This window comes from Marinitoga sp. 1197, from assembly GCF_001021165.1.
Lineage (GTDB): Bacteria > Thermotogota > Thermotogae > Petrotogales > Petrotogaceae > Marinitoga.
The window spans coordinates 1-23,130 of record NZ_AZAY01000048.1; the positions used below are offsets into that span (position 1 = coordinate 1).

At 27.3% G+C, this 23,130-nt stretch carries 24 protein-coding genes; 8 read left to right on the plus strand and 16 right to left on the minus strand.

From position 1 onward, the window contains the following. Positions 1 to 461 precede the first annotated feature (461 nt). Positions 462 to 839 carry a PD-(D/E)XK nuclease domain-containing protein gene (locus X275_RS11925; protein WP_442914817.1) on the plus strand — a complete coding sequence of 126 codons (378 nt, stop codon included), beginning with the start codon at positions 462 to 464 and terminating at the stop codon, positions 837 to 839. A gap of 131 nt (positions 840 to 970) precedes the next feature. Here X275_RS11925 and cysK read toward each other — a convergent pair whose 3' ends face one another. Then, positions 971 to 1,852, minus strand: coding sequence for a cysteine synthase A (gene cysK, locus X275_RS09640; protein ID WP_047268613.1), 882 nt, complete (start codon positions 1,850 to 1,852; stop codon positions 971 to 973). Between the two features lie 178 nt (positions 1,853 to 2,030). On the opposite strand from cysK, the gene X275_RS09645 reads away from it, so the two are divergent. The 6 genes from X275_RS09645 (at position 2,031) to X275_RS09670 (ending at position 7,857) form a co-directional block, all read left to right on the plus strand. After that, the gene (locus tag X275_RS09645; protein ID WP_047268614.1) at positions 2,031 to 3,503 is read left to right on the plus strand and encodes an FGGY family carbohydrate kinase; all 1,473 of its coding nucleotides are present in this window, start codon (positions 2,031 to 2,033) and stop codon (positions 3,501 to 3,503) included. A gap of 38 nt (positions 3,504 to 3,541) precedes the next feature. Further along, positions 3,542 to 3,931: a tRNA (adenosine(37)-N6)-threonylcarbamoyltransferase complex ATPase subunit type 1 TsaE gene (gene tsaE, locus X275_RS09650; RefSeq protein WP_052913845.1), complete on the plus strand. Its 390-nt coding sequence runs from the start codon at positions 3,542 to 3,544 to the stop codon at positions 3,929 to 3,931. Further along, entirely contained in the window at positions 3,931 to 5,010 is a 1,080-nt protein-coding gene (ychF, locus tag X275_RS09655) for a redox-regulated ATPase YchF (RefSeq protein WP_047268616.1), read from the plus strand. Before tsaE ends, ychF begins: the two co-directional genes overlap by 1 nt. A 15-nt stretch (positions 5,011 to 5,025) precedes the next feature. Continuing rightward, complete coding sequence (queA, locus tag X275_RS09660) at positions 5,026 to 6,060, plus strand: tRNA preQ1(34) S-adenosylmethionine ribosyltransferase-isomerase QueA (protein ID WP_047268617.1); 1,035 nt, start codon at positions 5,026 to 5,028, stop codon at positions 6,058 to 6,060. Between the two features lie 19 nt (positions 6,061 to 6,079). Beyond that, positions 6,080 to 6,955: a DMT family transporter gene (locus X275_RS09665; protein WP_047264990.1), complete on the plus strand. Its 876-nt coding sequence runs from the start codon at positions 6,080 to 6,082 to the stop codon at positions 6,953 to 6,955. Between the two features lie 194 nt (positions 6,956 to 7,149). Then, on the plus strand, positions 7,150 to 7,857 hold the full coding sequence (locus X275_RS09670) for a DUF2202 domain-containing protein (protein WP_047268618.1): 708 nt from the start codon (positions 7,150 to 7,152) through the stop codon (positions 7,855 to 7,857). Positions 7,858 to 7,896: 39 nt separating this feature from the next. Here X275_RS09670 and X275_RS09675 read toward each other — a convergent pair whose 3' ends face one another. From X275_RS09675 to X275_RS09690, 4 genes are all read right to left on the minus strand, one after another. Beyond that, on the minus strand, positions 7,897 to 8,172 hold the full coding sequence (locus X275_RS09675) for a DUF1874 domain-containing protein (protein WP_047264946.1): 276 nt from the start codon (positions 8,170 to 8,172) through the stop codon (positions 7,897 to 7,899). 104 nt (positions 8,173 to 8,276) lie between these two features. After that, positions 8,277 to 9,563 (minus strand): GTPase HflX, encoded by a 1,287-nt coding sequence (hflX, locus tag X275_RS09680; protein WP_052913110.1) that lies wholly within the window; start codon positions 9,561 to 9,563, stop codon positions 8,277 to 8,279. Positions 9,564 to 9,721: 158 nt separating this feature from the next. Further along, positions 9,722 to 11,314, minus strand: coding sequence for a gamma-glutamyltransferase family protein (locus tag X275_RS09685; RefSeq protein WP_047268619.1), 1,593 nt, complete (start codon positions 11,312 to 11,314; stop codon positions 9,722 to 9,724). A gap of 10 nt (positions 11,315 to 11,324) precedes the next feature. Continuing rightward, positions 11,325 to 12,068, minus strand: a complete 744-nt coding sequence (locus X275_RS09690; RefSeq protein WP_047268620.1) for a sulfite exporter TauE/SafE family protein — start codon at positions 12,066 to 12,068, stop codon at positions 11,325 to 11,327. A gap of 132 nt (positions 12,069 to 12,200) precedes the next feature. Here X275_RS09690 and X275_RS11415 point away from each other — a divergent pair, with 132 nt between their 5' ends. Beyond that, complete coding sequence (locus tag X275_RS11415) at positions 12,201 to 12,395, plus strand: M55 family metallopeptidase (protein ID WP_255350045.1); 195 nt, start codon at positions 12,201 to 12,203, stop codon at positions 12,393 to 12,395. A 1-nt stretch (position 12,396) separates the two neighbouring features. Here X275_RS11415 and X275_RS09695 read toward each other — a convergent pair whose 3' ends face one another. The 11 genes from X275_RS09695 to X275_RS09745 form a co-directional block, all read right to left on the minus strand. Next, the gene (locus X275_RS09695; protein WP_052913847.1) at positions 12,397 to 13,386 is read right to left on the minus strand and encodes an alanine racemase; all 990 of its coding nucleotides are present in this window, start codon (positions 13,384 to 13,386) and stop codon (positions 12,397 to 12,399) included. Positions 13,387 to 13,418: 32 nt separating this feature from the next. Then, positions 13,419 to 14,183, minus strand: coding sequence for a TSUP family transporter (locus X275_RS09700; protein WP_047268622.1), 765 nt, complete (start codon positions 14,181 to 14,183; stop codon positions 13,419 to 13,421). A 118-nt stretch (positions 14,184 to 14,301) separates the two neighbouring features. Further along, positions 14,302 to 14,988 carry a rhomboid family intramembrane serine protease gene (locus tag X275_RS09705; protein WP_047268623.1) on the minus strand — a complete coding sequence of 229 codons (687 nt, stop codon included), beginning with the start codon at positions 14,986 to 14,988 and terminating at the stop codon, positions 14,302 to 14,304. Between the two features lie 71 nt (positions 14,989 to 15,059). Continuing rightward, the gene (gene rlmD / locus X275_RS09710) at positions 15,060 to 16,220 is read right to left on the minus strand and encodes a 23S rRNA (uracil(1939)-C(5))-methyltransferase RlmD (RefSeq protein ID WP_047268624.1); all 1,161 of its coding nucleotides are present in this window, start codon (positions 16,218 to 16,220) and stop codon (positions 15,060 to 15,062) included. A 14-nt stretch (positions 16,221 to 16,234) separates the two neighbouring features. Then, on the minus strand, positions 16,235 to 16,711 hold the full coding sequence (locus tag X275_RS09715; RefSeq protein ID WP_047268752.1) for a peroxiredoxin: 477 nt from the start codon (positions 16,709 to 16,711) through the stop codon (positions 16,235 to 16,237). A gap of 14 nt (positions 16,712 to 16,725) precedes the next feature. Then, positions 16,726 to 17,649 carry a 1-phosphofructokinase family hexose kinase gene (locus X275_RS09720; protein WP_047268625.1) on the minus strand — a complete coding sequence of 308 codons (924 nt, stop codon included), beginning with the start codon at positions 17,647 to 17,649 and terminating at the stop codon, positions 16,726 to 16,728. Positions 17,650 to 17,652: 3 nt separating this feature from the next. Next, complete coding sequence (locus tag X275_RS09725) at positions 17,653 to 19,341, minus strand: dynamin family protein (RefSeq protein WP_047268626.1); 1,689 nt, start codon at positions 19,339 to 19,341, stop codon at positions 17,653 to 17,655. Between the two features lie 12 nt (positions 19,342 to 19,353). After that, positions 19,354 to 20,253: an aldo/keto reductase gene (locus X275_RS09730; RefSeq protein ID WP_047268627.1), complete on the minus strand. Its 900-nt coding sequence runs from the start codon at positions 20,251 to 20,253 to the stop codon at positions 19,354 to 19,356. Between the two features lie 14 nt (positions 20,254 to 20,267). Then, complete coding sequence (locus tag X275_RS09735) at positions 20,268 to 20,975, minus strand: MBL fold metallo-hydrolase (RefSeq protein WP_047268628.1); 708 nt, start codon at positions 20,973 to 20,975, stop codon at positions 20,268 to 20,270. A gap of 93 nt (positions 20,976 to 21,068) precedes the next feature. Then, positions 21,069 to 22,424, minus strand: coding sequence for a hypothetical protein (locus tag X275_RS09740; RefSeq protein ID WP_052913849.1), 1,356 nt, complete (start codon positions 22,422 to 22,424; stop codon positions 21,069 to 21,071). Positions 22,425 to 22,435: 11 nt separating this feature from the next. Further along, entirely contained in the window at positions 22,436 to 22,906 is a 471-nt protein-coding gene (locus tag X275_RS09745; protein WP_047268629.1) for a hypothetical protein, read from the minus strand. Positions 22,907 to 23,130 lie beyond the last annotated feature (224 nt).

Consider the following 23,130-nt stretch of genomic DNA (forward strand, 5'->3'; position numbering starts at 1 on the left):
ATGCCAGTCCATTCAACATAGCAGAACACTTAGAAGTGCCATACTTTACAAAAGAACAAGTATATGATTTACTTTCACAACACGAAACAGAAACAGAACAAATATTCGATGAAAAAGTAAAAGAATTAATATGGCACAACGCAGCANNGAAAAAAGAAAAAGAATTAATGATGAAAATATTATTTGAACCAAATAATGTAGAATTTAATATATATGATGAAAACATAAAATTCTTATATATAAACGGAGTAATAGATAATTGTGAAGGTATATGCTGTGTAAAAGTGCCGTTGTATTACAAAGCATTATATGCAAGATTCAAACCACAAACTAATGGAGAAAGAAATAAAATGCTAAAATTTGAAGAAGATTTAAATAAATATATAGATGAGAATAAAAATTTAAAACTAAATGAACTGCTAAAAAGATATACAGAATACATAAAAAGTAGAGGAGCAGTAATGTTCAAAGGCAGAAACTATTATGAAGGGGTGTATCAATATAATCTTGACCAATTCTTAAGTGCATACATAGAATTACTTGGAGGAAAAGTATATCCAGAAACACAAATAGGCGGAGGAAGAATAGATTTAATGGTAATGTATAACAGAAAAGAATATTTAATAGAAATAAAAGCAAACATAATAAAATATGAATACGAAATAGCCAAAAGACAAATAAAAGAATATATAAAAAGAAAAGGGCTAAAAGAAGGATGGTTAATAATATATTCAAATACAATAAAAGATTTTGAATATATAACAGAAGGAGAAAATGGAATAAAATTACATATTTGGTTTATAAAAACCAATTTTGAAAATCCTTCAAAAGCAAAATAAAACAAATCTAAATCTAAATCTAACTTTTTAGAAAATATATTAATTTAAGAATTCTTAAAAAATACAATATTGAAAATTTTCATACAAATAAAAACACCGGATTTTAGAACCCGGTGTTTGTTTGAAAGTTTTTAAATCAAACTCAAATATTTATCTCCAGAATCTGGTGCAATTGTTACTATCTTTTTTTCAGGATATTTTTGTGTTAATTTAATTGCTGCAAAAATGTTTGCAGCAGCTGAAATCCCTACAAATAAACCTTCTTTCTTAGCTAAAATATCTTGCATTTCAAATGCTTCTTCATCTTTTATGGTTATAACTTCATCTAAAATTGTTACATCTAAATTCTTTGGAATAAATCCTGCTCCAATTCCTTGGATTTTATGTTTCCCAGGTTCTTTACCTGAAATAACAGCTGAATTTTCTGGTTCAACTGCAACTATTTTTATTTTATCTTTAAAAAATTTTTTTAAAACCTTTCCAACTCCAGTTATTGTTCCGCCAGTACCAACACCAGCTACAAAAATATCTAAATTGTAATCCATTTGTTTTAATATTTCTGGACCTGTGGTCAATTCATGAGCTAATACATTTGCAGGATTTTCAAATTGATTTGGCATAAAAGCATCTCTTTCTTTCACTATTTCCAATGCTTTTTCTATCGAACCTTTCATCCCCTTGTCTGCAGGAGTTAATATCAACTCAGCACCATATTTTTCCAAGATTTTTCTTCTTTCAACACTCATACTTTCAGGCATTGTTAAAATTACAGTATATCCTCTACTTTTTCCAATTGCTGCCAGAGCAATTCCTGTATTTCCGCTTGTTGGTTCAACTATTATTTTTTTCTTTAATGCTCCATCTACTTCTGCTTTTCTAATCATAAAATAAGCTGCCCTATCTTTTACGCTACCTGTTATATTGTTTTTTTCAAGTTTAACAAATATTTTGTTTGGTTTTACAATTTTCGAGAGCATTATTATTGGTGTTCCGCCAATTCCTCTATCAATCATATTTCTCCCTCCCTAATGAAATTTATCACAAAAATAGGATAATTTTTATCTGAATTATATTTTTATTATATCAAATCGGATACAAAAAGTCAAGTTTTATTATCAAATTTTATAATACAGATATATTTTATTTATGCTATAATATATTAAATAGTACTAATTGATAGGGGGGAGTTTTATGAATTATTATTTAGCTATCGATGAAGGAACAAGCAGTACAAGAACTTTGTTATTTGATGAAAGTTTTAATTTAATTGATTTATCGCAAAAAGAAATAAATATGATTTATCCAAAACCAGGATGGGTTGAACAGGATGCGGAAGAATTATATCATAAAACAGAAGAAACTATGGTTGAAGTGGTTGAAAGGAATAATCTCAGCTGGAATGATATTATTGGAATAGGAATTACAAATCAAAGAGAAACTATTGTTGCATGGGATAAAAATACTGGAAATCCATTAACAAATGCTATAGTATGGCAATGTAGAAGAACTGATGAATTAATTAATAGATATCCAGCCGAATTCTGGAGGGAGGTAAAAAGAAAAACCGGATTGGTAAAAGACCCTTATTTCTCAGGTTCTAAAATCGTATGGATGATAGAAAATGTACCAGCAGTAAAAGAAGCCTATAAAAACGGAAATTTAAAGGTTGGAACTATTGAATCCTGGTTGACATTTAAATTATCTGGAAAACATGTTACTGATCTTTCAAATGCATCAAGAACACAATTATTGAACATACATGCTCTTGATTGGGATGATGAAATTTTAAAGACATTTGGACTTTCAAAAGATATTTTACCTGAAGTTGTTGGTACTGCCATTGATAAAGGTTTTGAAACAAAATTTGGACCAAAGATTTATGGAATGATTGGTGATCAACAATCTGCGTTATTTGGTCAAAGAGCATTTGAAATAGGAGATGCAAAGTGTACTTATGGTACAGGTGCTTTTGTTTTGATGAATTCTGGAGCCATGCCACCAAAACCCCATCCCGGATTAATAACCTCAATTGGATGGAAAATAGACGATGAAATTATATATTCACTTGAAGGTAGTATTTTTACCGTTGGTGCGTTTTTTAAATGGTTAAAAGATATAGAAATGATTAAAGAGTATACAGATTTAGAAAAATATTCGAGGAATATTGAAAATGGAGGAGTTTACATTGTTCCAGCTTTAAGCGGACTTGGAACACCTTATTGGGATTCAGATGCAAGGGGTTTGATTATAGGATTAACAAGGGCAACAAAAAAAGAAAATATTATTAGAGCTGCTTTAGAATCTGTTGCCTTTAGTGTAAGAGAAGTTATAGATTCCATGCAAGAAGCAGTTTGGACAAAGATAAGAAAAATGAATGTTGATGGAGGTGCTACAAAAAATAAACTTTTAATGGAAATACAAAGCGACTTATTAAACGCAGAAATTTTTGTTCCTGAATTTCAAGAAATCACAGCTTTAGGTGCAGCTTTTATGGCCGCTATTGGTTCAAAAAATCTTTCTATTAATGAAATAAAAAATTTGCAATTTTCAGGTATAAAGATAATGCCAAAAGACAATGAAAAATTAGAAAAGGACTATTATATCTGGAGGGAGGCAGTATTAAGATCAAAAGGCTGGATAAAATCAACGAACATAAGTTATTAGAAATTGCCAAAATAATATCAAAACATTCATTTCCAGGAATGAAAATATTATTATATGGTGATTTAGGAACAGGAAAAACTACTTTTACAAAAGGATTTATAAAAAATTTGTTAAAGGATGAAAATTTAACTGTTACTTCTCCAACATTTGCTCTAGTCAGGGTTTATGATAATTCTGTTAGAATTTATCATGCTGATTTATACAGACTATCAGATCCTGAAGAAATCCCATATGTTGGATTGTTTGAAGATAATGATGGAATATATTTAATTGAATGGCCAGAACGGCTTGAATATTATTTGCCTGAGGAATATCTTCAAATACATTTGTTTTATAACAGTGATAATATGGAATATAGAGATATTGATATAATACCAGTTGGAAAAAGATATATAGATATATTCGAAAAATTAAAGGAGGAATTATGATGAAGATAGGAATTTTAGGTTTACCTTTAACAGGAAAGACTACAATTTTTTCGTTATTGACTAATAAGCCATATGATGGTAGTTATAAGAAAGATGCGGAAGAAAGAGTGGCAAATGTTAGAGATGAAAGAATTGAAAAGTTAGCTGAAATGTATAATCCTAAAAAAACTGTATATGCTACATTAAATTTTATTGATATTCCAAGTTATAATCCTGCAGCCGATAGAAAAGAAAAGAATAGGATTTTACAGATGATTCAAACTGTTGATGCAATAATTCTTGTTGTTAGGGCATTTAAAAATGATTCAGTACCATTTCCAGAAGGTGCAGAAAGCCCTGTAGATCAGCTTGATACTTTAAAAACTGAAATGATTATTAGAGATTTAGAAGTTGTTGAAAACAGATTATCAAGACTCATTGAACAAAACAGAAAAAAGAAACCAACAAAAGAGGAAGAAAGACAGGTGAAAATTTTAGAAGAAATAAAACCGATATTAGAAGATGGAAAATTTGCTTCTAAAATTGAATTAAGTGATGAAGATAAAAAACTAATAAGTTCTTTAGCTTTATTTACATTAAAACCAATAATAGTTGTGGTAAATGTTGATGAAGACCAATTAATGGAAGAAGAATATCCAGAAAAAGAAGAATTGGTAAACGCATGTAAAGATGAAAATTTTGCATATATTGAGATTTGTGGTAAGACTGAAGCCGATTTAGTAGAACTTGATGATGATGAAAGAGAAGAATTTATGAAAGAACTTGGAATTGAAAGACCCGGAATCGATAGACTATCAAAAACAGTTTATGATCATTTAGGCTTAATAACTTTCTTTACTGTTGGGGAAGATGAAGTAAGAGCATGGACTATAAACCAAGGAACTACTATGAAAAAAGCTGCAGGGAAAATCCATACTGATTTAGAAAAAGGATTTGTTAAAGCGGAAGTTATGCATTATGAAGATTTAATTAATTTAGGCAGTGAAGATGAGGTTAAAAAGGCTGGATTATGGAGATTAGCCGGTAAAGAAGAAATAGTAAAAGATGGAGAAATCTTAACAATTAGAGCGAATGCTTAAAAAATGGAGGTTAAAATGAAAAAGCCGTTGTATGAAGTAAATGATTTTGATTATTATTTACCCGAAGAATATATTGCACAAAAACCAGCTAACCCCAGAGATTCATCCAGATTAATGGTTTTAAACAGAAAAAAACAAAATATCGAACATAAAATTTTTAGAGATATTATTGATTACTTAAAACCAGGTGATTTAATGGTTATAAATAATACAAAAGTTATTCCGGCAAGATTATATGGTCAGAAAACAACAGGTGCAAAAGTAGAAGTTTTGCTATTGGAAAAAACACATGAAGACAATACTTGGAAAGCTCTAGTAAGACCTGGGTCAAAGCTAAAAAAGGGTGCAGAAATAAGGTTTTCTGACGATTTATATGCAAAAATCATTGAACATAATTCTGATGGTTCAAGGATAATTAATTTTATTTCAGATAAAGATGTATGGGAAGAAATTGAAAAAATTGGAAATATGCCATTACCGCCATATATAAAAAATCAGGATGTTCCAAAAGACAGATATCAAACGGAATATGCTAAAATACAAGGTGCAGTTGCCGCACCAACTGCAGGGCTTCATTTTACAAAAGAGTTATTGGAAAAGATTAAAAATAAGGGAATAGAGTTTGCAGAAGTTACATTACATGTAGGGCTTGGAACTTTCAGACCAGTAAAAGTTGAAAGAATTGAAGAACATGAAATGCATGAAGAATATTATGAAGTTCCTGAAAATACCGTAAAAAAAATTAAAGAGTATAAAAAAAATAATGGAAGAATTATAAGTGTAGGAACAACTGTTGTCAGAACTCTTGAAACAATTGCGTTATTACCTGAACAAAAAGCGTATATGGGAACTACAGATATTTTTATTTATCCACCATATGAATTTAAGTTAATAGATGCGTTGATAACGAATTTTCATTTACCGAAATCGACGCTTTTAATGCTTGTTTCATCATTTGGAGGATATGATTTTATTATGAAAGCTTATAAAACAGCGGTTGAAGAAAAATATAGATTTTTTTCATTTGGAGACTCAATGTTTATATATTAGTCTTAATGGTGGTGGTAATTTGAAAAATAAAACTATAGGTATAATTTACATGTGGATTACCATAATATTTTGGGGCATTTCTTTTGTAGCTACAAAAATTATAGTTCATTCTGTTCCACCAATTACAGCTGCGTTTCTAAGGTTTTTTTTATCGAGTTTAATTCTTATTATTTTTATAAGAAAAGATATAAAATATGAAAAAAAAGAATTTTTTTATATGATGCTTGCTGGTTTCTTTGGGGTAACAGCATATTTCTTATTCGAAAATACAGCGTTACAATTTACAACACCATCTAATGGTTCTTTAATAATATCAGCAACTCCCGTAATGTATTTATTATTTTCAGATATTTTAAGAAAATCTTTTTCTCATAAAATACGTTATTTAGGAACTTTTTTGGCTTTTTCAGGAGTTTCAATAATTGTTTTAAATGGACGATTTGTGTTAAAGTTAAACCCTTTAGGTGATTTATTAATGTTTGGAGCGTCTTTTAGCTGGATTTTTTATACTATTTTTATAGAAAAGCTACATCATCATGATAATTTAATAATAACAAAAGATTTGAATTTTTATGGAATGATATTCTTTTTACCATTTGCTTTTTTTGAATTAAAAAATGCTGGGACATGTCCAAATTTTCAGTTGTGGATACAGCCAAAAATATTAATTGCCTTTATTTATTTAGGTGTTTTTTGTACAGCGCTTGGATATATATGGTGGAATAAAGCTATAAGATTAGCAGGTGCAAAAACTACAACAAATGGAATATTTTTTATACCTATAGTTACAGTTATTGCTGATTCGATTATGTTAAAAAATTATCCAAATATATATACGATTATTGGAGCTACATTGGTTTTATTTGGAAATTATATAGCTGAAATCAAAGATTAGATTAAATCAGTTTCTGTTCTAGAAAATATTAAACATATTCAAATTAAACTCTATATTTTTCTTTAAGAAAAATATAGAGTTTTTTTATTTCTAAGTTTTTTCTAAGAAAAGATTAAGGTTATTCTAAGTAATGAAGTATATTATATAAGTGTCGAAAGAATAAAAAAAATAAATTAAATCAGGAGGCGATTTTTATGAAAAAAAGTATTTTAATAGGTTTAATGGCGTTATTGTTGATTGCTGTATCGTTTGCTGGAGGATTTTTCAATAATCCATCAGTAGCAGTTGAGAGCTTACCCGTTGAATCATTAACATCGAATGAAATAAACGGATTATTACAAATGAGAGAAGAAGAAAAACTGGCAAGGGATGTATATTTAACCTTATACGACACATGGGGGTTACAAACATTTTATAATATAGCTCAAGCGGAACAAACTCATATGAATGCTGTAAAGACAATTCTGGATAAATATGAAATAGAAGATCCTATCACAGACTATACAGTTGGAGTTTTCAAAAATGCAGAATTACAAAAATTATATTATGATTTGGTAGAAGAAGGGAAAAAATCTGCAATTGAGGCATTAAAAGTTGGAGCAACTATTGAAGATTTAGATATTTATGATTTAGAAAAATTGCTAAATGAAACAGACAATCAGGATATAACTCTTGTATATAATAATTTAAAACAAGGATCAGAAAATCATATGAGAGCGTTTGTCGGTACATTAGAAAGATATAATTCAACATATTCAGCACAATATATATCTTCTGAAGAGCTAAATAAAATATTAAATAAGTCAGATATGAATAATTCAAGTATGGAAAATTCAAGTACTCAATATAATTCAGGTAATTCTTCTCACATGGGTAAAGGGTATAGAGGTGGAAGAAAATAATAAATAATTAAAAAAGTTTCGGGAGCTCCCGAAACTTTTTTAATATATATATTTTAATCTATAAAAATTATCTCCGCTTATAACATATAAAGTGTCTTCTTTATTTAATTTATAAGGATTTTCATTTACTTTAATATCAATACCCAGAATTTCACTTATTTTTTTCGCTTGTTCTTCACATCTAATATGACTTTCAAAACCATTTCTAATACCGTGTTTTAATTCTTCTAAAGTTATTTTCTCAACTCTTAAATCTTCTACCGGTTTTAATAATATCAAATCTAAATCAACTCTATCAGCAATATATTTAGCCACATATATCCCTCCCTGAATTTTTTTACACTAATATTATACCATTTTTTTAAGAAAAAGTTAAGGGGTATAAATGATTTAAAAATTTCAAGTTGATTTTATGCTTTTTATCTAATTAAAAGATTGTTTTTTATTATTTTATTTAAAAAACTACCTTTTGCTAATATTTCTATTTCAAAACCATTTTTCATCTCTTTTTGTTGTTTTATACCGATATCTTTTTTTAATTTTTCAATCTTCCATATTTTGTTGAAGTCAACAAATATTTTGGTTGATTGTATAACTCCGAATGATATTAATTTATTTTCCAGTTTTAACAAAAATTCATAAACACTTTCTTTGGATTTTGAACTAACAAAAATAGCATCTGGATATAATATTTTTATGTGTTTAATTTTTTCAAAATTTAAAAGATCTATTTTATTAAATACTATTATTTTTGGAATATTTTCTTTTAGTATATCATTTATAATATTATCTACTATTTTTAGTTTATTTTCAAAATTATTTTCACTAATATCAATCAATTCTATAATTGCATCAGAATAATTTATTTCATCCAATGTTGATTTAAACGATTCTATTAATTCAACAGGTAATTTTCTGATAAATCCAACAGTATCAGAAAAAATAGCAGGTAATCCAGAGGGGAATTGAACCTTTCTAGATAAAGTTGAAAGAGTAGAAAACAATTTTTCCGATGTAAAAATATCTTTATCTTCTGATAACGCTTTTAACAATGTTGATTTACCAGCACTTGTATAACCTAATATAGATATTTGTGGAATATATGATTCATTTCTTTTTTTGTTTTTGATTTTTCTAACATTTTCTAGTTCTTTTAATTGTTTTTTTAAATAATTTATTCTATCTCTTATATTCCTTCTTTTGTATTCCAAAAATGTTTCACCAGAACCTCTGGTTCCAGTTCCTGTCCCGCTAGCACCGCCGCCAATTCTTGACATTTCTTTTCCTAATCCTATTATTTTTGGTAATTCATATTTCAAAGTAGCTAATTCAACTTGTAATTTACTTTCAGCTGTTTTGGCGTTTCTTTTGAAGATTTCCAGAATCACTTCATTTCTATCTAATATCTCAACATCAATTATGCGTTCCTGAATATTTTTTCTTTGGGAAAGTGATATTGAATCATTAAATATTAAAATTTCAGCTTTAAATGCAGAGATTATTTCTGTCAATTCATTTATTTTTCCTTTTCCTATATAAGTTTTTTTATCTATATTCTTTCTTTTTTGTATAACCTCTGTTACTATATTTATGCCAATGTTTTTACATAAAATTTTAAGTTCTTCAATTTGTTTATCAAAATCCAAATCTCCTCTATTAACAGCTACAATGATACCCTGAATTAATTCATTTTTATTTTTTATCATTAAATCATCTCCATATTTGATATATATACAACAGATATTTCTATTAAAAATATTATATCATAAACATTAAATATAAGAAATTATCGTATATTTAAATATACAATTAGATCAATGATTAAATTAAAAAAGGATTGGCAAACTGCCAATCCTTTTTTAATTTAATATACTGCTATATATCCATCAGCTCTTTTTTCTGTACCAGCAACATAGAAATCTTTTTCTTTGATTATTATTTGTCCCCGTCCAAAAGGTCCTGAACTAAGAGAAACCTTTATTTCATGACCCATTCTTTCTAATTTTTCAGCAATATGAGAAGGAAAATCTTTTTCTATTAAAATAGTTTTTTTCTCTAACCATTGCCACCTCGGAGCATCTAAAGCAGCTTGTGGATTTAAGTTTTTATCTATCATATTTAAAATAACCTGCAAATGACCTTGAGGTTGCATATATCCACCCATAACACCAAAAGGTCCTATTGGATTATTATTTTTGGTAATAAATCCTGGGATAATTGTATGATAAGGCTTTTTTAATGGTTCTAAATAATTGACATGATTTTTATTGAGCGAAAAACTATGACCTCTATTTTGAAGAGCAATTCCTGTTTTGGGAACCACTATTCCTGATCCAAACCCCATATAATTACTTTGAATAAATGAAACCATATTTCCCCACTTATCAGCTGTGGCTAAATATACAGTATTTGAAGAAGGAATTTTGCCAGGTGTTGGTTCAAGTGCATAATTTGAAATTAATTTTGATCTTGTTTTAGCATAATTTTCTGAGAGCATTTCTTCAATCTTAACTTCCATTTTTGAAATATCTGTAATATATTCTTTCCCATCAATAAATGCTAGTTTCAACGCTTCAATAGAATTATGAAATAGCTCATATTCATTGTTATATGTGGTATTTTTTAAAATATTTAAAGCCATTAAGGTAATAATCCCCTGAACATTTGGAGGAAGTTCCCAGATATCATATCCCATATAATTTATACTTACTGGCTCAATTAATTCACTTTTAAAATTTTCAAAGTCAGAATAATCAAAATATCCATTATATTTTTTCGAAAATTGAATAATTTTTTCTGTTAAATTACCATTATAAAATTCTTTTGCGTTAGATTCAGATATTTTTTTTAGTGTTTCAGCATGATAAGGTAACCTTATTATTTCGCCTGGATTTGGAGCTTTTTCACCAAAGGTTTCAAACCAATATTTAAAAATCTCTCCTTTTAATTTTTGTTTATAAATTTTATTAGCTCTTTTCCAATAATATGATACAATAGCTGAAACAGGATAACCTTCATTAGCATATTTAATTGCAGGTTCAAAAAGTTTTTTAAAATCCAATTTACCAAAGTTTTTCCAAATCAAATTCCAACCTGATGGAGTTCCGGGTACAGTAACGGCTTCCCAACTATGAGGTTTTATTTCATTAATGCCTCTTTTATGTAATTCTTTTATTGATAGATTTTTAGGAGAGTAACCACTTGAATTCATTCCATATAATTTACCATTATACCAAATTATAGCAAAATTATCTGAACCTATACCATTAGAGGTTGGTTCTACTACAGTTAGAGCAGCTGCTGTAGCTATAGCAGCATCTATAGCGTTTCCGCCTTTTCTTAATATGTCTATTCCTGCTTGTGCAGCTAACGGCTCACTTGTTGCAACAACACCATTTTTTGCAAATACACATGTTCTTTTTGAAGAATAAGGATATTCTAGATAATCAAAATTCATATAACTCCCCCTATTTATTTAATGCATTAAAAATATAATATATTCCTATTATAATCAATATTACAAATAAAATTCGTTGAATCCATTTTGAACCCTTTTTTATTGAAAAAGAACTTCCTAAATAACCTCCTGAAATACTTCCTAAAGCCAATACAAAACCAGCTAAATAATTCACCTGATTATTTAATGCAAATACTATAAAGGCAAATAAAGTATATATAAGTACAAGGAAAACTTTAATGGCATTAGTTTTTACAAGATCATATCCTTCTAATAACACCAGGGCAGACATTAGGAAAAAACCTACACCAGCTTGAATAAAACCTCCATATATACCTATTAAAAAGAAAACGACAAAACTTAAAATATTATTTTTCTTAACTTTTCTTTCTTTGGTCCAAATATCTGGTTTCCATACTAAAAATACACTCATAATAATTAAAATAAATCCTACAATACTTTTTAATAAAGCTCTATCTATGTTAACAACAATATTCGCACCTACCAGTGCTCCCAGAGTTGCAGGAATAGACAAAAATATTGCTCTTTTTAGATCTAAAACATCGCTTTTTCTAAACTTTGTTGTAGCTGTTATGTTTTGAAAAATTATACCTATTCTATTTGTTCCATTTGCAATATCAATAGGTAATCCTAATAGATTTAAAACAGGCAATGTGATTAATGATCCACCACCAGCTATAACATTAATAAATCCACTAAATAATCCTGCTAAATAAACTAATATATATAACATAAATTCCCCCTCCTAAAAATTCGTTAAGCTAATTACTCTAATTATATATAAAAAATAGAATTTTGTCAATTAAAAAATAATATAATAAAAAGTGTGATAAAATATTTTTGGGGGTAATTAGAAGATTTTTCAATTTTAAATTTCGAAAGTCCTATTGATATGATTGTAGAATTTGCTGATACTTTAAGAACAGATATGGTAGAATCAATGCCATTAGTTGAACGAATTGATGGAAGAAAGGTGAAGTTAATTCATAACGATTATAATGTTGTCTTTGAAGGGTTATTGGCAATGACATATATAACTTTAGAAGCTAAATATATATAATTTATTCAATATAATGTTTTTTAATGTATGGTGAATTCATCATAAAAAGCAGACCCCCATATGATAAATTAAATTTAACTGAATCATTTAAATTTAATCTGTTTTCTGAATTTGTAATATCAAGGACTATGTAATCATCGTTAATATCTATTATTTTTATTTTTTTATCTAAAGGAACTAAATATTCCTTTTTTAATTCTGGTATATTAATAACACATATACCTATTTTCTTAGTTACACCTTTAAATGTTTTATTTTTTATTTCAACAAATTCAGTTACAAATTCACATGTATCCTGATGAAGATAATCAAAAGGTGTATCATTAAGCCCTATTCCAAGGGCTATAGATGCACCACATCTCAATTGATTGATCTCTTTTGGAATATTTATTTTTTCAAATAAAGATAATGTTCCAGAACTCCCTCCTGATATTTCTTTAATTTCAATATTGAAATCCTTTTCTAATTTATATTTTATATTTATCAGGGTATTAAATTTATCTTCAGTGGGTATTACACCACCAAAGCAAGAAAAATTTGTACCTAATCCTCTAAGATTAATATTTTTCATTTTCAATATTTCTTTTACATAAAAATATAATTCATCATAATTTTCAAAATAAACACCTTCTCTTAAATCACCAATATCTATCATCAATATGATATCATATACTTTATTATAATTATTTGCATATTCATTGATTTCTTTTATAGTCTCTAATTCCGAAACTAATGAAATATCTGTATATTTCACAACATTCTCAATTTCACTTTTCATCGGAATTCTTATTAACATTTTTTCTACAGAGAAAGTATTAAATCTTTTTAAATTTAATAGTCTAGAATCTGCTAAAATATCAATTCCACAATTTATTATATTTTCAATTATTTTAAAATCACCGGCAAAAACCTTGGTTACCGCTGCAACCTTAATGTTTTTTTCTTTACATTTTTCAATAACCCTTATTGTATTTTCTCTAATTTTTTTCAAATAAACCGAAAGATATGGAATAACAATTCCTCCTAAATAATATCATACAAAATTTTTATTAATAGAATTAGCAATACAACTAACATAATTGGTTTTATAATTTTACTTCCTTTTTTTAATGCTAAACCAGAGCCAATCCAATTACCAGCTATTCCAAAAAGAGCTGCAGGTAATCCAATAGAAAATATAACCTTTCCTCCAATTATAAAAGTAATTAACGCACTAATATTTGAAGCTAAATTAACAATTTTAGCTGTTCCTGAAGCTTTTACATGGTCAAAAGATAATAACGTTACATATAAAATAATCAAAAATGTTCCTGTTCCTGGTCCAAAAAAACCATCATACATACCAATAATAAAACCAATAAAACTTGATAAAAATATTGTTTTTGTATGTGTTAAATTTTTAATTTTATTATCTTTTTTGATCGGTTTTTTTATTAATATAAAAGTAGCAGCAACAGGAATTAGAACTGTTAAAACTATTTTTAAAGTATTATCAGGAATAACAAGCGCAAGTTTAGCTCCTAAAAAAGAACCTAGAAAAGAAAAAATAACAGAAAAAATCCCCACTTCAAAAATTATAGCTTTTCCATTTGCATACCTTAATGTACTAATTGTTGTTCCAATTGATGATGATAATTTATTAGTAGCTAATGCATTATGGCTAGGAAGTCCGATAAACAAGTATGCTGGTAAAGAAATTAACCCTCCACCACCTGCAATAGAATCAACAAACCCTGCTAAAAAAATTAAAGGAAATAATATTATTTTGTTTATTAAAGTTATATCCACACCATCACTCCTCAAAAATTTGTTAGCATATAGAACTATTATATCATAAAATTTAGGCTAAGCAAATATGCCTAGCCTAAATAAAGTAGTTGTTTGCAATAATATTTTTTTATTATTTTTAATAATAATATGATTCTCTCTTATATTTTTTTGCTAAATAAATACCATATATAAACCCGCCTATATGCGCCCACCAAGCTACGCCTGAGCCATAATATGGACCTACTAAAGATAATAATCCATTAAATACTTGGGTTAAAAACCATAAACCAATGAAAATAAATGCTGGAATGTTTACAAAAAACGGAAACCATAATAATAAAAATAAAGTTTGAATCTTTGCAAAGGGAAATAAAACAAAGTATATACCAATAACACCCGCTATTGCTCCAGATGCACCTATAGTTACTACAGGAGAATTTATATTAAAAATATAATGAGTAAATGATGCGATATAACCACTGATAATATATACTAATAAAAATTTAAAATGCCCCAATTTATCTTCCACATTATCTCCAAATAGCCATAATGACCACATATTACCGATAATATGCATAAAACTACCGTGTAAAAACATACTTGTGAAAATAGATATTATGTTTAATCCTATATAGCTAATGGATCTATAAACTATGGCATTTGTTAGTTCCTTTGGTATAAAACCATAATAATGGATAAAAGCTTCTCTAATATTAAAAGGTAATATCAACTCAAATAAAAAAATAATTATATTGATAATTATTATACTTATAGTAACTATAGGTTTCTTACTACTAGGATTAATATCTCGTAACGGAAACATTTTCTACCTCCAAATTTTAATTACATCGTACAAATTAAATTGATATCAGGATACTAGATAATTATATACATTTAATTCTCTGTAGTTTTCCTTTTAATCAATGCTACTGATTCAAGGTGCTTTGTGTGTGGAAACATATCAACAAAAACAAATTTTTCTATTTCATAAAGTTCTTTTAAATAAATCATATCTCTTGCAAAATTCGAAGGATTGCATGAAACGTATATTACGTTATCAAATTTATTTTCCATAATAAAATTAATAACATTTTTATGTAATCCCGCTCTTGGAGGATCTACGACAATTGTATCTAATTTATCATCTATTTGTTTAACTATATCTTTTGCGTCTCCCAAATAAAATTCAACATTTTTTACATTATTGTCTTTTGCATTTTCTTTAGCTGCATTTACAGCTTCTTTGATTATTTCAACACCAACCACCTTTTCCAATTTTTTTGCCATTAATAATGTTATTGTTCCGGCACCACAATATAAATCCAATCCTGTTTTAGCATTGCTATCAAGATATTCTAAAACTTTGTTGTATAAAACTTCAGAACCCAATGTGTTTGTTTGTAAAAAAGAAAAGGGCCCAACCTTAAATTTTATTCCCAAAATCTCTTCTTCAAAATAATCTTTTCCATATAATTTTATTAATTTATCTGCTTTAACAACAGTGGATTTAGCATCAGTGATTGTATGATAAATACTAACAATATTTCCTTCTAATTCTAAATTTAAAATTTCTTTAGCCCAATTTTCAACATATGAATGGAAGAGTTCTGAAGATGTTGAGATATTTAATAAAATTTCATTGGTTTTAAATCCTTTTCTCATAACAAGATGTCTTAAATAACCCTTATGTTTTCTATAATTCCTAAACGGTAAATCTTTAAAAAACTTTTCAGAAAACTCAATTATTTTTCCAAAATCTTCAGGAGCTATTTTACAAGTTTTTGCAGAATATACATCATAAAATTTTCCTTTTCCTCTTAATCCTATTGTTAAAGGTCCATCTTTAAATTCGTTTCCAAAAGAATATTCCATTTTATTCCTATAATGATAAATTAATGGAGAAGATAAGACTCCTTCGTAATTTTTTATTTCAATATTACTATCTTTTAAAATTTTGAGAATATCTTCTGTTTTTTTTGATAATTGTTTTTCATATTCAATATTTAAATAAGCACAACCTCCGCATTTTCCAAATACATTGCAAATATCAGACATTAAAAAACCTCCATTTAATTTTGTAGTTCTTTTATTTTGTTTAAAACTTCTTCCACATGACCTTTTACTTTTACTTTTTCCCATACATAAGCAATTTTACCTTCAGGATCTATTAAAACTGTTGTTCTTACAACACCATAATACTCTTTTCCAAACATTTTTTTCTTTTGCCATACTCCAACTCTTTCTAATAATTCCTTATTTTCATCTGATCCCAATTTAATTTTTAAATCATGCTTTGAAATAAATTTTTTATGTTTTTCAACATCATCTGGACTTATGCCAATAACTTCAGCATTTAATTTTTTAAATTCATCAATTAAACTAGAAAAATCTTTTGCTTCAGTAGTACATCCGGGCGTATTATCTTTTGGATAAAAATATAATACTATCCATTTTCCTTTTAAATCCTCATTTTTAATAATATTCCCATTTGTTTCAATAATTTCAAAATCAATAGGATCTCCAATATTATATTTGAAATATTTCATAATTTTACCTCCAATTATAATTTTTCTATTTTTATTTTTGGTAGTAATGAAAGAACATCTTTCTTTTTGCATAATTCTGTACCAGGAGTTAGAACAGCTGCATTTCCTGCAGCATTTGCTAATTTAAATGCTTCTAATGTATCCTCTTCATATTTTAGTATATATCCTGCAAGAAATGAATCTCCTGCACCAACAGCACTTTTAACTTCTAAATCTACTGGATATGCATAATATGCTTTGTCCCAATTGGCATAGACACTTCCATATTTTCCCATTGAAACCAATATTTCTGTTAAATTATATTTTTCCAGTGTTTTTTTTGCATATTTTGCAATTATATTTTTGTCTCTTTCATCTATTTCTTCTTCTAATAATCTTGATAATTCATGAGTGTTTGGTTTAATACAATATGGTTCAGCTTCCAGCCCTGCTTTTAAATTTTCTCCATCAGAATCAAAAAATACAGTTGCATCCCATTGTTTTAATGAAAAAATCAATCCTGTATAATAATCCGGATCTACTCCTTTTGGTAAACTTCCAGATATTATAATAGTATCTCCATTTCTTACCAATGAATGCAAAATATCAAAAACTTTCTGTAACTTTTCTTTTTTAACTTTTTCACCAGGCATACTCATTCTATATTGTGTCTTTTCTTCTAATATTATATTCATTCTCGTTTCATGGTCTATCCTTATTGAAGAATATATAACACCTTCTTCATCCAGCATTTCTTCAATTCTTCTACCGTTATGTCCTCCTAACAAAGAAATAGCTACAGAAACTCCCCCTAATTCTTTTATTACTCTCGATACATCAATTCCTTTACCAGCAGGATAATCTACTAATTTTTTAGCCCGAATTGTATCATCAGGTACTAATTCATCAATATAAATATATCTGTCTAATGATGGATTCATAGTTAAAGTAAATATCATGTTTTACCCCTCCAAAGAATTAATATAATTATCAATTTTTCTTATATATCTATTTAGTGTTTTTTCTAATTCTTCAATTGTTTCCTTTTCCTTTAATATATTAGATTTAAAATCTGAAAATAGAATATCAATATCATTGTAAATTAAATCGACTATTCCATATAAATTCGATTCTAAATTGTTTTTAATTATTTCTTCACCTTCATCAAACTTTTTTCCAATCTTTCTTAGTATTTTTTTCTTTTTAAAAGCAGCAAAAAACGTTCCTGTCATAACTCCTATACCTGTTATAATTCCACCACTTATATCAAATATAGAAATCTGTGTTGACATCATTATTATAATACCTAATACAGACAATCCAGTTCCGCTAAATACTGTAGTATTAATTGATTTTAATTTTTCTTCTTTTATTAGTTCTAAGAATTTTTCTTCTTTTATATATGAATCGATTTTTTCTATAGTATTTTCTATTAATTTTTTTCTTTGTTCTCCAAAATCATAAAACATATCTTTTAAGTCTATATTTTTTTCTATATTTTTTAATTCTTCTAAATTTCTATTCAACATATTTTTAATATTTTCGATAAATTTTGAAGATCTTTCTGCAGAGATTTGTTTGGTAGATTCTAAAAGGTTATTAATAAATATATCTTTTATTTCATCTTCCAGAATTTTTAGATTTTGAGTTTTTGAAAATGCTCTTTTTAATAGATTCCAGAGTGTTATTTCTTCTTCTAATTTCCTTTTTATTTTTTTTGCCGTATTTCTATAATTTTCCAATATTATTTTTATCCATAATTCAACCTCATTCAAAGAATTCTTTTTTGATATTTCTATATTTTTTTCTATTGTGTTTAATATATTTTCCTGATTTAATAAATTATTTTTTCTATCATATATGTCTTCTTTTATAGAATTTATCAATGATCTTATTTGATTGGCTAAAGATTCTAATTTTCCGAATTCTCTTTTACTACCTGTCACTGTATTTAATATAAAATTCCTTATTTCTTCAAATCCAGAATCACTAATACCTTCAAATTCCAAATCTGAAGAAGTTATAAATACCGGAACTTCTTTTCCTTTATCTTTGGCACGTATTTTAGCATTTTCATAATTAATTCTGATTTGTTCATCTTTTGCAATATCTTTCATTGTGAGAACTATTATGATATTTTTATTATATTTTTTTACAATTTTTTCAAAAAAATTCCAGGCACTACCTGCTTCAATGTTATTCGCAGGAAAAACAAATATAATAAGGTCAGCATTTGGTATAAAGGATTCGGTAATTTTTTCATGTTCAGTAACCATACTATTTGTTCCTGGAGTGTCTACAATTCTAATATTTTTTAATATTTCAAAAGACCTTCCAATATATTTAGTGTATTTATCTGGTAACTCTTTTTCATATGGTTTGTCAGAATATTCTATAATATTTATTTTGTCTGTACATGTTTGGGGAGAAACTTTTGCCAATTCTTTACTTTTAAGCAATGCATTAACAAAGCTGCTTTTTCCTGAGTTTACTTCCCCAACAATCATAAATGTATAAGGTTCACTAATTCTATTTTTTATTTCTTCTAATATTTTATCCTTTTTCATTGGTTTCAATATTAATTTTAAATCATCTATTAAATTACATAATTCCTGTTTTCTTTCAATTACATTTTCATCAATAATATTCAAGTTATTACCTCCTTATGGTACCCTATGCCCTAATGCTGCTTCATAAATAATATACCATTGTTCCGGTGAAAGTTTTAATTCAAGTGATTTAACAGCATTTTCTAATCGTTCAATTTTTCCACTACCTGAAATTGGTATTATTCCAGCTGGATGGCTTAATAACCATGCATAGGCAATTGTGTCTAATGAATCAATACTAAAATCTTTTCCAATTTCTTTTAGTGCATAAAATATTTTACTGGCTTTTTCAGAATTAATTTTAAATAAATTCCCTCCAGCTAAAGGTGACCATGCCATTGGATTAATTCTTTTTTCCATTAAGAAATATATATTATCATTTTCAAAATGTTCAATATTATAAGGTGAAATTTCTATTTGATTTGTAATTAGCGGGACATTAACCCATGATTGCAATGTTTTGAATTGTTGAATAGTAAAATTAGAAACACCAAAATATAAAACTTTCCCAGAATTATATAATTCATCAAAAGCTTCTGATATTTCTTCTGGATTCATAAAAGGATCTGGTCTATGAATTAGTAACAAATCAATATGATCAGTATTTAAATTTTTCAATGAATTTTCAACAGATTCTATTATATGTATTTTACTGGTATTATAATGTTTAACTCTTCTTTGATACTTTTCATTTTTTACCATTATACCGCATTTAGTAATGATTTGTATTTTATTCCTTAATGAAGAATTTGATTTTAGCGCTTCTCCAAAAATCTTTTCACATGTGTAATTGCCATATATATCAGCATGATCAAATGTTGTCACTCCAAAATCAATAGCTTTCAAAATAAAGTTTTCTAATTCTTTTTTTGAAAACCCCCATTCATTTAAACGCATCATCCCTTGAACAATTCTAGAAAGTTCTAATCCGCTTTTTGACATATTTATCTTCATCTTTCCACCTCGCATTAAATTTCTAATGTTGTACCTGCACCAAATTTAATGATCCTACCTTTAAATTCAACATTCATAACATTAATAGCTTCAATTCCTGTACAATGTGAAGGTAATAAAAATTCCACACCAGTCTTTTTAATCCTATCCAGGCGAATAAATAATTTTTCTTCATACAATTTATAAAAATGAAATCCACCTATAACAGCATGAAGTTTTTCATCAAAATGTTCTTTTGAAAAGGTTAAAATATTTTCTATTTTTGGATGAGCACACCCTGCAATTACTATTATCCCTTTTTTTGTTTTTAACACAATAGAATGTTCTGGAATATCTGCGTCGAATGTCCCTGTAGAATAAATATTTTCATCTATTTTTGTGATAGTATTACAAATTACAATTTCGGATTTTTCTTTTATTTTTTTTATCAGATTGTCTGGAAATTTAGCAGGAATAAAAACCTTGTCAATTATAGAATTTGATAATATATATTCCAAACCTCCTGTATGGTCATTATGATAATGGCTTAAAAATAAATAGTTTATTTTTTTAAATTTATTTTCTAACCCTAAATGTTTAATATTATGTTCTAAAATTCTGTAATCGTTTCCTGTATCAAAAAGCAGTGTTTTATCGTTATTTTCAATAAATATTGAAAGTCCCCAATCACGTTTTAATAAAGGATGAATTTTAAAATTGTCAACAATACCTGTTATTTTCACATTATCGCCTCCAATAAAATATTCAAAATAATTATAACATATATCATATAAAAAAGAAAACCTCAGTCTTTAGACTGAGGTTTGGAAAATATATTATTCAACAATATTTGATGGACTTAAATTCATATTAAATACATATTCTATAGATCTTCTAAGTAATAAAACAAACCATTCACTATCATTTTTAGGATTTTCCACATAAAATTCAAGTGGAGTGGTTGAAGCTATAACTCTACCATTTCCATATCTATATTCAATATATGTTGAATATTGTTCATATGATGTTGATTCTTTAATAAATACTACAGGATTTTCTATATCACTATCTTCTAAATTATCAAATCCTCCGTGACTTGCATAATTTCCATATAAATAACGTTCATTTGGAAATTCATATAATAAAGGATGTGTTTTATTTACAATTTCATTATAATTATCATAATAATCTCTCCAAGTCACACCTCCTGGAAGTGTTCCGGTAAAATCTCCTCCATTCCAGCCATTATCACAAGCAATCCAGAACAATGTTCCACCATTATTGACAAAAGAGTCGAATTTTTCGGAATTTGCTTTATATATATCATAAAAACTTGTTGACTGATCTCCTTCGATGATAATTGCCCAAGTTGGATCAAATGAATCAATATTATTTATATCATTAGAATTTTTGATTTCATATTGATTTATACCCAAACCTTCTGTAAACCCTATATCAATTAAAATATTCGGAATTGCATCTGGAGAACTCCAAGGTGCTAAATCTCTAAAAATAACAACATGTTCAGCAGCTTTCCTTAATATTAAATCCGGAGCATTAGTAGTTTTTGTATTTTCAATAATTATAGGAGCAGCATCTGACGAATAATTAGAATTCTCAGATGGATCACGAGCATATATAACATAATTACCAATAGGAATAAAATCGAAATAATAGTCACCTTCTTCATTAGAAAAAGTAAACATTCCTGGTAATGGTTCTCCTTCTGGAGTTCTAATTTCTAATAAAATCCCACTATGAATACTCTTATCAATAAATTTCACATTACCTTCAAGCATACCATAATCTCCTAATGGATAAAGAATTAAAGATGAATCAAGAGTAATCTCAGATTCTTCTTTTACTTCAATGAATTGTTTAGTTGGAAAATATCCTTCATGTTCTGCTTTAATGATATAATTTCCTGCAGGTATATTTTCTATTTTAAAATTACCATTAGAATTAGTAATACTTTTTCCGATTTCAGATATAGTATTAATAGGGCTAAATCCCTCACCAGAACTTTCTAATCCATCTATAGAAACTTTTATATTCTCATGATTTTCGCTATTACTTAATTCCGCAACTCCGCCAATATTACTATTTCCCAGTAAAGGGTCTATTTTTTGACACGATGAAATTAAAAATATCGAAAATAATAAAAGGATAATTGTATAAAAAATTTTTTTCATGTTCTCCCCCCTTAGAATCTAAAACCTAAATTTGCAAAAACGCCATAAATACCAAAAGTTTGTTGAAAAGATAAATCAAATACAGTATTCACTCCACCTGAAATTACTAATGGACCTAAATATAATGCAATACCGGCTTTTGTCAAATACATCGTATAAGAATATAGCGAAAATTTGTTGTCATAAAACTGAATAATAGGACTTATTCCACCGTAAATTTTTAAATACTTTAATGGAATTTGCAATAATATAAATGTTGTTGGTTGTAAATATGTTATTTCTCCAGTTTCAATTATATCTGTAGGAGAAAACACACCTAATTCTAAACCAATTATACTTTTATCTGCAAATGTGACTTTCAATCCATAAAAAGTTCTTTCATATCCAGATAATTCCATAAAATATGATCCAGATACTTCAAAACCAAATGATACAATGCTAAAAATAATAATAGATATTGATATAAATATTAAATTCTTCACGCTTCCACCCCTTTTTTAAATAAGATGTTATAATTATATCATTATTATATGAATATAATGTTTCTGATTTTATTTGAATAATTTTTAAGATTGTCTAAAAAGTCAAATTCACTCAGACAGCTCGATTACTTATCCTTAAAATTATTCATTCTCAACCGTCGCTCAAACAATACATCGTGTATTGTTTCGCTCAAAATTACTTCCATGTAATTTTGACGGCTTCC

Coding starts and splice junctions, on each gene's coding strand:
- X275_RS11925 (WP_442914817.1), top strand. CDS start 462: ATGTTCAAAGGCAGAAACTATTATGAAGGGGTGTATCAATATAATCTT.
- queA (WP_047268617.1), top strand. CDS start 5,026: ATGAAAAAGCCGTTGTATGAAGTAAATGATTTTGATTATTATTTACCC.
- X275_RS09670 (WP_047268618.1), top strand. CDS start 7,150: ATGAAAAAAAGTATTTTAATAGGTTTAATGGCGTTATTGTTGATTGCT.
- X275_RS09715 (WP_047268752.1), bottom strand. CDS start 16,711: ATGAAATATTTCAAATATAATATTGGAGATCCTATTGATTTTGAAATT.
- X275_RS09720 (WP_047268625.1), bottom strand. CDS start 17,649: ATGATATTTACTTTAACTATGAATCCATCATTAGACAGATATATTTAT.
- X275_RS09685 (WP_047268619.1), bottom strand. CDS start 11,314: ATGAATTTTGATTATCTAGAATATCCTTATTCTTCAAAAAGAACATGT.
- X275_RS09705 (WP_047268623.1), bottom strand. CDS start 14,988: ATGTTTCCGTTACGAGATATTAATCCTAGTAGTAAGAAACCTATAGTT.
- X275_RS09740 (WP_052913849.1), bottom strand. CDS start 22,424: ATGAAAAAAATTTTTTATACAATTATCCTTTTATTATTTTCGATATTT.
- tsaE (WP_052913845.1), top strand. CDS start 3,542: ATGAAAATATTATTATATGGTGATTTAGGAACAGGAAAAACTACTTTT.
- X275_RS09645 (WP_047268614.1), top strand. CDS start 2,031: ATGAATTATTATTTAGCTATCGATGAAGGAACAAGCAGTACAAGAACT.
- cysK (WP_047268613.1), bottom strand. CDS start 1,852: ATGATTGATAGAGGAATTGGCGGAACACCAATAATAATGCTCTCGAAA.
- X275_RS09730 (WP_047268627.1), bottom strand. CDS start 20,253: ATGAAGATAAATATGTCAAAAAGCGGATTAGAACTTTCTAGAATTGTT.
- hflX (WP_052913110.1), bottom strand. CDS start 9,563: ATGATAAAAAATAAAAATGAATTAATTCAGGGTATCATTGTAGCTGTT.
- ychF (WP_047268616.1), top strand. CDS start 3,931: ATGAAGATAGGAATTTTAGGTTTACCTTTAACAGGAAAGACTACAATT.
- X275_RS09690 (WP_047268620.1), bottom strand. CDS start 12,068: ATGTTATATATATTAGTTTATTTAGCAGGATTATTTAGTGGATTTATT.
- rlmD (WP_047268624.1), bottom strand. CDS start 16,220: ATGTCTGATATTTGCAATGTATTTGGAAAATGCGGAGGTTGTGCTTAT.